Source organism: Methylobacterium gossipiicola (assembly GCF_900113485.1).
GTDB lineage: Bacteria > Pseudomonadota > Alphaproteobacteria > Rhizobiales > Beijerinckiaceae > Methylobacterium > Methylobacterium gossipiicola.
Window position 1 is genome coordinate 121,805 of sequence record NZ_FOPM01000011.1, and the last position, 9,868, is coordinate 131,672.

7 protein-coding genes, 4 pseudogenes and 1 other annotated feature are annotated in these 9,868 nt (G+C 58.2%); of the genes and pseudogenes, 5 read left to right on the forward strand and 6 right to left on the reverse strand.

Going from position 1 to position 9,868, the window contains the following annotated elements; genetic code table 11:
* Positions 1 to 2 precede the first annotated feature (2 nt).
* The 3 genes from BM249_RS11745 to BM249_RS11755 form a co-directional block, all read right to left on the reverse strand.
* Positions 3 to 413, reverse strand: a complete 411-nt coding sequence (locus BM249_RS11745; protein ID WP_091972076.1) for a thermonuclease family protein — start codon at positions 411 to 413, stop codon at positions 3 to 5.
* The gene (gene repC / locus BM249_RS11750; RefSeq protein WP_091972078.1) at positions 410 to 979 is read right to left on the reverse strand and encodes a plasmid replication protein RepC; all 570 of its coding nucleotides are present in this window, start codon (positions 977 to 979) and stop codon (positions 410 to 412) included. The genes BM249_RS11745 and repC overlap by 4 nt, the downstream gene beginning before the upstream one ends.
* A gap of 112 nt (positions 980 to 1,091) precedes the next feature.
* Positions 1,092 to 1,757 (reverse strand): recombinase family protein, encoded by a 666-nt coding sequence (locus BM249_RS11755; RefSeq protein ID WP_244528716.1) that lies wholly within the window; start codon positions 1,755 to 1,757, stop codon positions 1,092 to 1,094.
* Positions 1,758 to 1,976: 219 nt separating this feature from the next.
* Here BM249_RS11755 and BM249_RS11760 point away from each other — a divergent pair, with 219 nt between their 5' ends.
* The 3 genes and pseudogenes from BM249_RS11760 to BM249_RS11770 all read left to right on the forward strand — a co-directional run.
* Entirely contained in the window at positions 1,977 to 2,225 is a 249-nt protein-coding gene (locus BM249_RS11760; protein WP_091972080.1) for an AbrB/MazE/SpoVT family DNA-binding domain-containing protein, read from the forward strand.
* Between the two features lie 22 nt (positions 2,226 to 2,247).
* Complete coding sequence (locus BM249_RS11765; RefSeq protein ID WP_244528717.1) at positions 2,248 to 2,622, forward strand: type II toxin-antitoxin system VapC family toxin; 375 nt, start codon at positions 2,248 to 2,250, stop codon at positions 2,620 to 2,622.
* 215 nt (positions 2,623 to 2,837) lie between these two features.
* Positions 2,838 to 3,817 (forward strand): annotated as a pseudogene (locus tag BM249_RS11770) (IS481 family transposase); the annotation flags it as partial.
* 46 nt (positions 3,818 to 3,863) lie between these two features.
* Here the strand turns inward: BM249_RS11770 and BM249_RS11775 are convergent.
* Positions 3,864 to 4,157, reverse strand: a pseudogene (locus tag BM249_RS11775) (transposase); the annotation flags it as partial.
* 549 nt (positions 4,158 to 4,706) lie between these two features.
* On the opposite strand from BM249_RS11775, the gene BM249_RS21285 reads away from it, so the two are divergent.
* On the forward strand, positions 4,707 to 6,830 hold the full coding sequence (locus BM249_RS21285; RefSeq protein WP_143103744.1) for a hypothetical protein: 2,124 nt from the start codon (positions 4,707 to 4,709) through the stop codon (positions 6,828 to 6,830).
* A 197-nt stretch (positions 6,831 to 7,027) separates the two neighbouring features.
* A pseudogene (locus BM249_RS11780) lies at positions 7,028 to 7,414 on the forward strand (transposase); the annotation flags it as partial.
* 17 nt (positions 7,415 to 7,431) lie between these two features.
* Here BM249_RS11780 and BM249_RS11785 read toward each other — a convergent pair.
* Positions 7,432 to 8,657, reverse strand: a protein-coding gene (locus BM249_RS11785; RefSeq protein ID WP_091972084.1) for an IS3 family transposase whose coding sequence is annotated in 2 segments (ribosomal slippage) — positions 7,432 to 8,369 and positions 8,369 to 8,657 — 1,227 coding nt in all. Because the reading frame shifts where the segments join, the coding sequence is not laid out codon by codon here.
* Positions 8,260 to 8,376 (reverse strand) — a sequence feature (AL1L pseudoknot). It overlaps the preceding gene by 117 nt.
* Positions 8,658 to 8,751: 94 nt before the next feature.
* A pseudogene (locus tag BM249_RS11790) lies at positions 8,752 to 9,009 on the reverse strand (transposase); the annotation flags it as partial.
* Positions 9,010 to 9,868: the final 859 nt, after the last annotated feature.

A 9,868-nucleotide genomic window follows, 5' to 3' on the forward strand; every position in this document is an offset into this window, starting at 1 on the left:
CGCTACTCCGGGCACCAGTGTGCGGCGCGTTGCTGGTAGGCTTCGAAACCGGGCCGGTAGAGGACCGCGAGCCCTTCGCTGATGAGGATGGTCGCAACGTTCCCCTGGGGGGCAATCAGAGAGGCCAGGGTGCGGCCATAGCGGTCTGTCCGACCGGACCGCTCGATCTCAACGGGGCCTTTGAGGAGTTGGCGCAGGCGTCCCGATGCGCGGAGCCCTTTGGCAAGCTCGGCATTGCAACGTGGCTTCGAAATCTCCGGTGCGTCGGGTTCGATGAGACGGATGCGCTCGCCCGCCAAATCGACCGTATCGCCGTCGACGACGCGGAACGAAGCCCCATCCACCGTCTCGGCCCGGACAGGTCCACAGAACAGGGCGAACAAGGCAAGGCCCTTCAGGAGCTTCTTCGTCATGGCTGGACGGGAGCGGTGCTGCCGGTCGAGCGCGCCAGCGGTCCGGAGAAGCCGTGGGGGGCGAGCTGCGCGAGGCGTGCCCGATTCAACGCCTGCAAGACGGGGCCGAGAGAGTAGGTGCCGGCGCGCTTGCGATCGGTCAGGGTGCGCAGATAGCCGCCTGGGCTGGTGATCTGCTCCTGTCGTTCGAGGATGGCCGCGATCGTCACGGCGGCGGCGTCCTCGCCCATCGCCTCCCGTGCCGCCTTCCATGCGCTGGGACTGATTCCAAGCCAGGACCGGACTTTCTCGGCCGCATCGACCAGCTCGCGCCAAGATCGGATTCCACTAGGGGCCAGCTCCTGAATCTTAGGGCAGGCATCGAGCACCGTCGCAAGCGGATAGGTCGAGCGAATCCCGACATCTGCCCGAACTGGTTCCGGCGCGGCCGCTTCCTTCTGCGGAATCTCGAATGCCGGTTCAGAAACAGAACCATCTTCCTTTGAACTCTGTATGTGACGCTCATTTTGAGCGGCACTGCCGCTTATTTTTTTGGTTTCCTGACAGGAAATGAGGGTCTGACTCACAGCCTGTGAAAAGGGGTTGAAGGTTCACCCCTCCCAGGTCTGGGCTCAAGCCATTGAAATAAAATCTATATTTCGCTTTGAGGTAGGGTCACGATCGGCGCCGATCGTGACCCTACCCCGATCTCGATTTTCGCAGATTAGATAGTGCGTTAGCAAAGTTATCGCCGGGGTCATGCTTCGACGCCGATTCATAGAAGTCGTTTGTGAGGTCCAGGGCCTCCACCGCGATGGACCGATCCAGCGCCCGGTAGACGCTCCGGCGTGAAACCCCGAGAGCACGGGAAATGGCCGTCGCCCCCTCCCCAGCGGCGTTGCGACGGCGGATCTCCTCCATGGGTACGGATTTCGGTCGGCCCTTGCCGGCGTAGACGCCCGCGGCCTTGGCGGCCTCAATGCCGGCCCGTTGACGCTCGAGGATGAACTTGCGCTCCATCTCCGCCACCATACCGAGCACAGTGACTACGATCCGGCCGACGTCGCCGCCGGTGGTCAGTTCGGGATCGAGGATACGCAGGGACGCGCCCCTCTGATCGAGGTCGTGGACGAGGTTGAGCACGTCACGGGTGGAGCGACCGAGCCGGTCCAGGCGGACCACGACCAGCTCGTCGCCTTCGCGCAGGAACTGCATCACGGTGGCCAGCTCGGGCCGATCATCGGCCGACTTGCCCGACATCTTCTCCGAGCGGACCACGGTGCAGCCGGCGGCCTTCAACTTCTCGAGCTGGATGGTGAGGTCCTGGTCGGTGGAGGAGACGCGGGCGTAGCCGAAACGGGCCATTTGGGGCTCTTAAACGTGCCAAAAGGGTGGCTTGCGCACTCCCTCTGACGCATAAATCAAATCCGACCCTTTTGCCACTCGGTGGCGGCGTGCCTCAGGATCGGCGCGGAAGGGTATGCCCTTTTTACACGGCAATCGACCCGTTCGCCATCAGATCATGGCACCTCACTGCGTTCTGGTATAAACTTCCATCTGGTGCATGATGGAGCCCGTGCGGTTATGGAGTCGCGATCAACTAAAATCGTCGATGGTGGCAAACTCGTCATCCCTGCCGGCTTTCGACGCGAAATGGGGCTTCAGATCGGCGATACCGTCGTGATGGAGATGGTCGATGGTGAGCTTCGGGTTCGCTCGCGCGATACAGCGATTGCAGAGATTCAGAAGCTCGTTCGGGGCCTGGTGCCCGAAGGGATCAGCGTGGTCAACGAGCTGATCGCGGATCGGCGTGCCGAAGCGGCCAAAGAGTGAGATCATGGCTGCAAGATACGTCTTGGACGCCTCTGCCCTGCTCTGTCTGCTGAATCAGGAAGAGGGACAGGATCGGATTCGTGCCGCGCTGACGGAAGCGGTCATGTCCGCCGTGAACTACTCGGAGGTCGTCGCCAAGCTCGTGGAGCGCGGCGGTGCCGTTGCGGCCGTCAGCCGGGCGCTCGAACATCTGCACCTCACTGTCGTCGAGTTCGATCGCACGCAGGCCGTCGAGAGCGGCGCCCTCCGGCAGGCGACACGCTCGGCCGGGCTCTCATTCGGGGATCGCGCCTGCCTGGCGCTGGCGAAGTCACGCGGCCTCGTTGCCCTGACGGCGGACCAGGCCTGGATGACGCTCGACCCCGCCGTCGGCGTGACAGTTGAGCTGGTGCGTTGAACCGATGGCTGTGAAAAGGCGTCGAAGGTTCACCCCTCCCAGGACTCGGCTCAAGACGTTAAAATACAAGCTAAATTTCGCTTTGGGGTGGGGTCACGATCGGCGCCGATCGTGACCCCACCCCGATCTCGATTTTCGCAGATCATAGAGTACGTTAGATGTTTGATCCCAGGGTTTGATGGTGCATTCTTCACGCCGGAGTGGAGGGACGCGCTATGGGCCAGGTTCTTCACGGCAGCGCCACAACGACGGAGGCGATCCGTCGAGCGATCCAGCATAGTCAAGCGAGCCTGAGGGCGCTCTCGAAGCGCTACGGGATCAACCAGAAGACGGTTGCCAAGTGGAGGCAGCGGACCTCGGTCGCCGACCAGCGCACGGGGCCGAAGGATCCGCGTTCGACGGTTCTGTCACCGGAAGACGAGGCGGTCGTGGTCGCCTTTCGGCGTCACACGCTCCTGCCACTCGACGACTGCCTCTACGCGCTCCAGGCGACGATCCCGCACCTGCCCGCTCGTCGCTGCACCGTTGCCTGCAGCGCCACGGCATCAGCCGATTGCCAGAGTTCGACGGCGACAAGCCCAAGCGGGCCCGCTTTAAGGCCTACCCGCTCGGCTACATCGATCTGGCAGAGGTCCACACGGCCCAAGGACGGCTCTACCTGCTCGTCGCCATCGACCGCACGACCAAGTTCGCCTTCGTCGAGTTGCACGAGCGCGCCACGCGCCGGGTAGCGGGCGACTTCCTGCGCCATCTCATCGAGGCCGTGCCCTACAAGGTGCAGACAGTGCTTACCGACAATGGCACCCACTTCACCACGCCCGGCAATGTCGCCTCAGCTGCCTCCATCATCAAGGAAGCGATTGCAGCCGGCGAGACCTTCCGGCTCACAGCTTCGAACTTGCCTGTGCCCGCAACAATATCGGTCATCGTCTGACCAAGCCGCGTCACCCCTGGACCAACGGTCAGGTCGAACGGGTGAACCGTACGATCAAGGATGCGACGGTCAAGCGCTACCACTACGACAGCCACGAGCAGCTTCGCGCTCACCTAGCCGACTTCGTCAGCGCCTACAACTTTGGCCGCCGCCTCAAGACCTTGCGTAGCCTCACACCCTACGAGGCTATCTGCAAAAGCATGGTCCGCCGAGCCCAGCCGCTTCAGGGCAAACCCGCTCCACCAAATGCCGGGACCAAACATCAGCAAAGTTTTTGCCGGGGTCATGCTTCTACGCCGATTCATAGCCAGTCGATCTCACCGGCCGCGTGCAGGCGCTCCAACAGAACCGGATGCAGACGCGCCCACACGCCGGCTGCCTGCCAGTCGCGCAGACGCCACCAGCAACTCATGCCGCTCCCGCAACCCATCTCGGCCGGCAACATCTCCCATGGCAGGCCAAAGCGCAGCACGAACAAGATGCCGGTCAGCGCTGCCCGATTGTCAATCGGAGGTCGTCCGCCCTTCGGGCGAGGCCGAGGCGGCGGCAGGAGCGGAGCAATCTCGCTCCAAAGATCGTCGGCAAGCAGAGGTCGAGCCATGCTCAACCAACGCAAACCCCACGCATCGTGCCGTTCTGTTAGGCCTTCAAACATTCTTAACGATATAGCGGGGATTGACGTGGACGTTAAGTTGTATAAATTGCGAATAGTAAAACTTCGTTCCTAAACAGGCGAAAATTATGACGTATAGGCAGCTAGTATTTTTTGCATCAATTTTTATGGTTTTATTTTTAAATCATCCTTCGAAAGCGTTAAGTGAGATTGATAAATTCACAGATACCAAATTATACGATGACCCGCTGTGTCTAGAGTGGACAAACGGATGCGACGCATGTAAGCGTGCAATAAATAATAAAGAAAGCCAAACTTCCTGTGCAAGCGAGGGATATGAATGCGAAGTAACTTTCGTATACTGTCGAACTGAGAACGAGAAAGCTGCCTCTAAGTTCTGCGCTCAAATTTACAATGGCTACAACTACGCCGATCTCCAACCTGATGGGACATACCTTTGGACTAGGAGGGCGGCTCTCAATCGGACCCCACGACATACGTTGATCGAATGTCTAAAATTTAAGTAAAGGATGCATCATGGTCGACACACGTTTCAACGCCATCGAAAATCCAACAGACAAGTACTTGAACGCCGTCAGGCTCACATTCAAGGATGTTGACGAAAAAGACGGTCAAATTAAAGATTCTCAAGGTTCTGGGTACATATATTCACCGCACTTGATATTTACGGCGGGCCACAATTTAACTGGCCAGAAACCAGACGATGTAATCAGGCTGAAGTATGGTTCTTCATCGGACGCCAACGGGCAATTTGTAAATAGCACAGAATACAAATACATCATTACGACAGCCGATGGTATAACGAATAATCCTGACATTGCCTATATTAATCCAGATTCAGCGTTGCCATTCAAAGGCCTTGGTGCTGATACCCCTGGCATCATTACCTATGCTGGCACCACCGTACCGTTAAAACTGGTTGGTCTCAAAGCAACCAGTTTTGGATATCCCGGGGCACCGTCTGGCGCAATAGACAAAACACATATCCCAGGTAATACTCTATACGAAGTTTCTGGCACAATCCAAAGGGAAAACAAAAGTACGTTTTTACTCAAGGACATGGCAAACTGGGGCGGCCAAAGCGGAAGCCCTGTCTTCGTAGAATACAATAATAGTAAGTGGATAGTTGGCGTTCTGACTCACGGTGATCAAGGCACTGAAGACAAAGTCTCAAATAATTCCCATGGAACGAACATCAACGGCGATATATTTAACCGCGCCATAAAAATTTTAAAGTCCGACTATCCCAACTGGCAAGATGCACCCAAGATGATGATTTTTGGTGCCGATAAACCCTCGGATCGGGCCGAAATCGAAATCAAAAGCACATTCTCATCAGATACGGTGTATGCAGGCACTGGATACCACCAAATTTACGCATCGACCGGCAATGACCTGTTCATTACTGAGACGTACGGACGGTCAACGATTGACTATGCGGAGAAATTTGAAGAAAAGTCCATCAAAGTAAAAGAGTTCCAAATATCGGATGGCCACCTCGTTAGTGCCACGAAAAAGATCGGCGGCTTGGACGCCGGGCACGATACATACGACGGCGCGTTCGAAATCAAACTTGCGTCCGACAATGGGGCGGTCAAGTTCGTTGATGGCTCCGTTGACGGTGCTATTGCTACGGTCCCAAAGCAAAGTTTAATCCTCGACGCTAACATAAACGCCAGTGTTGCGCAGAAGACGCTCGATTTTAGTAAATTTTCTGGATCACTCGTTTCAGGAAATGACACTGCGCCTTCGGATAACATGCAGTTTGTAAATACTCCGGGACTTTCATCGCTGGAATTCAAGAATTTTGAATCGATTTGGGGCACTGATAACGGGGACAGCGTAACCCTTGGTGCGACTATCAAAATCTTTGAGGCCGGAAACGGCACAAATTCCGTGAAAGCTGCGCTTGCCAACGGCGTAAGCATTTTCGGTGGTGCTGGGGATGATACGATCATCGGAAATGGCACAAACGGTTATCTTGATGGTGGTAGGGGCGGTCACGATCATATGACCGGCTCGGAAAACGGTGCTGATAATTTCATCTGGTCTGGCGGCGATCTTGTTATCGACACAGTCGATGGTCTCGACAAATTGTTTGTTCGTGCAGATTTATTTCAGTCGAGCGATTCAAGCCCAAAAATCGAAAGCTCCGACCATGGAATACAGATAAAAGGAGGTATTGGAAACAAAAACCGTGCCAGTATAGATGCGATAACGGAGGAATTTCATCATACAGAATATTTTGATATGGGCTCTGACTTGGGTGTATGGGAAATCGATAACTACGCCCCAAAGTATATCTATAATTCTGGCGACGAATTGCCATTTGTACCGCGCATTGGCATGGAAATGAACGATGTGGGAGACTTGGTCATAAGTTTTCAGAAGGCGACTGGAGAGTATACGGATCCGTCCAGTGGAATTTCACGGCCTGAAATGAGTTCCATAGATGGAAAAATAACAGTCAAAAACTTCAAGGATGGTGACCTTGGCTTCTCGTTTCTTAGAAAACCTGTAGGACAACAATATGATGAGAATAGTTGGAGGGAGGAACAAAACTCATACTCGCGTGAATATTTTGAAGGTGGAAACTTTAAGCCAATTCCGGTAGATCATTATGATGTACTCATCGTCTAATTGCTGTCGCAGCATTCGACGCAATTAATTTGATGATACCCTCACAGCCCGGCCGCGCATACTTGCGGCCAGGCTTCATGTAAATTTTTGCTACAACAAATGGCAAAATCTCCGTCCCAAGGACCGCAACGATTGTGACCTTGCCTCCCGGATTGCCCTCGTTCTGAAGCTAGGGTCCGTCGAGCAGAAGACGGACCATGATGAAGAGCCGGTTCAGCGAAGAGCGGATCATCGGCATCCTGAAGGAGCAGCAGGCTGGGCTACCGGTCGCTGAGATCTGCCGTCGCCACGGCATCAGCGACGCGACGTTCTACACGTGGTGCTCGCGTTTCGGCGATATGGAGGTCTCGGACGCGCGGCGTCTGAAGGCGCTCGATGAGGAGAACCGCAAGCTCAAGAAGCTCCTGGCCGAGGCGATGCTCGACGTGGCGACGCTGCGTGAGGCGCTGGGGAAAAAACTTCTGACGCCCGGCGCACGGAGAACGGCCGTGAACTGGGCCATCGAAGAGAAGGGCTATTCGCAGCGTCGCGCCTGCGGGCTGATCGGCCTGGAGCCGAAGACTGAACCGCACCGGGTTTCCCGGAGGCCGTTTGGTTTGGGTCAGGCGGCCAAGGCTTGGACCTCGGCCTGGGCATAATAGCGTGCTTCCGCCTCGGCGGGAGGGATATTGCCGGTCGGTTCGAGCAGCCGTCGGTGATTGAACCAATCCACCCACTCCAGGGTGGCGTACTCGACGGCTTCGAAGGAGCGCCACGGCCCACGCCGATGGATCACCTCGGTTTTGAACAGGCCGATGATCGTCTCCGCGAGGGCGTTATCGTATGAATCGCCGACGCTGCCGACGGACGGTTCGATGCCGGCCTCAGCGAGGCGCTCGGTGTAGCGGACGCTGACGTATTGCGAGCCGCGGTCGGAATGACAGACGAGGCCGTGACCGAAGGGGCGGCGCTCGTGCAGGGCCTGCTCCAGGGCATCGAGCACGAAGTCCGCCCGAGCCGAGCGCGATACCCGCCAGCCGACGATCCGGCGGGCGAAGACGTCGATCACGAAGGCCGCGTAGACGAACCCGACCCAGGTCGCCACGTAGGTAAAATCCGCCACCCAGAGCCGGTTCGGGCATTCGGCTTTGAACTGCCGGTTGACCCGGTCGAGGGGACAGACCGCCGCCGGATCGGGAACGGTGGTCCGGACCCTGCGCCCCCGGACGACGCCGGCCAAGCCCATCGCCCGCATCAGCCGGGCGACCGTGCAGCGCGCCACCGCGATCCCCTCGCGGGCGAGTTGCCGCCAGACCTTCCGCACCCCGTAGACGCCGAAGTTGGCTGCGTGCACGCGCCGGATCTCGGCCATCAGCACCGCATCGCGCTTGGCCCGGGGCGGCAGCCGGCCAGGATCGGCCCGCCGTGCGGCATGGGCCCGGTACGTCGACGGGGCGATCGGCAGAACCCTGCAGATCGGCTCGACCCCGTACAGAGCGCGGTGATCGTCGATGAAGGCGATCATGACCGGAACCGGCGGTCGAGCTCCGCCTGGGCAAAATACGCGCTCGCCTTGCGCAGGATCTCGTTCGCCTGCCGGAGCTCACGGTTCTCTCGCTCCAGCGCCTCGATCCGCTCGCTCTCCTCCGTCGTTGGGCCAGCCCGAACGCCGCGGTCGCGTTCGGCCTGCCTCACCCAGTTGCGCAGCGTCTCGCCCGAGCAACCGATCTTGGCCGCGATCGACTGGATCGCGGCCCATTGCGAGCCGTGCTCGCTCTCATGCTCCCGAACCAGCCGGACCGCTCGCTCGCGAACTTCAGGGGAAAAGGGTGGGCTATGCTTCGTCATGGCTCCAGTCTCTCAAGAGTTGGAGCCTCCGAGAAACCCGGTGCGGTTCAAACCCGGTGCGGTTCAGTTCTCCGTGCGCCGAGTGTCAGAAGTTTTTTCCCAAAGCCTCGCGCAGGGTGGCCACGTCGAGCATCGCCTCGGCCAGGAGCTTCTTGAGCTTGCGGTTCTCCTCGTCGAGCGCCTTCAGGCGACGCGCGTCCGAGACCTCCATGCCGCCGTAGCGCGAGCGCCACGTGTAGAACGTCGCGTCGCTGATGCCGTGGCGGCGGCAGATCTCGGCCACTGGCAGCCCAGCCTGCTGCTCCTTCAGGATGCCGATGATCTGCTCTTCGCTGAACCGGCTCTTCTTCATCGTCCGTCTCCTACTCGACGGACCCTAGCTTCAGAACGAGGGCAGGCCAGGGGGCAAGGTCATCGTCCTCGATTGGCTCAAACGATGACACGCCCTAGCTCAACTCGGCTTCTTCATACCGATGAACTGCCGGACGCAGCAGATCGACCGGAACAAGCGTGAGCCGCTCAACTACATACGGTCAACGCTCGTCGGAAGCGCTGCTCAAATTTGATCACGTTAATAAGATTTTTACCACAATCAAATAAATGCAAACAGTGCCATTGGGAAAGCATTCCGTGCCCACATTCCGTCTGACCTCCGTTTCTTCATCTTGCTCGATCAAGCGGAATCTGGCTGTTGGCATCAGCACCGTCACCATCTCGGTCGCGCTCCTCTCGCACGCCGGCGCGGAGGGTATCGTTGGTCACTCCAACCCAATCAGTCGCACCAACATAGGGGCGAAGGGGACCCCCGCAACGTCCGAAATGAAGGCAGGTGCGGGCCATTCCGGCACGTCGTTCGAGCTGAACGTCACAGGGACGCAGTCAGTGTCGGAACAAACCTCTGTCCCTGCCGTGACAGTCACCAGCGTAGGTGGCCAGGGGGGGGACGGTTACAATCTTCCTTTCGACCGTTGGTATCGCGGCGGGGTTGGCGGGCGTGGCGGCGACCTATTTCTCGTTCATGACGCCAGCATTCCGGATCAAACTGGACTTCATCATCGAAGCGCCCCGTTGATCTCACTCTTATCCAGTGGAGGTATGGGTGGAACACGCTCCACCCGCCTCGGACGCAGGAACCGTGGCCCGCGGCTTATCGCGGGCGACGGCGGTGATGGGGGCAGAGTCGAGGCAACCCTTCTAAGCCCTCTCTCCTT

Coding starts and splice junctions, on each gene's coding strand:
- BM249_RS21285 (WP_143103744.1), top strand. CDS start 4,707: ATGGTCGACACACGTTTCAACGCCATCGAAAATCCAACAGACAAGTAC.
- BM249_RS11745 (WP_091972076.1), bottom strand. CDS start 413: ATGACGAAGAAGCTCCTGAAGGGCCTTGCCTTGTTCGCCCTGTTCTGT.
- BM249_RS11760 (WP_091972080.1), top strand. CDS start 1,977: ATGGAGTCGCGATCAACTAAAATCGTCGATGGTGGCAAACTCGTCATC.
- BM249_RS11755 (WP_244528716.1), bottom strand. CDS start 1,757: ATGGCCCGTTTCGGCTACGCCCGCGTCTCCTCCACCGACCAGGACCTC.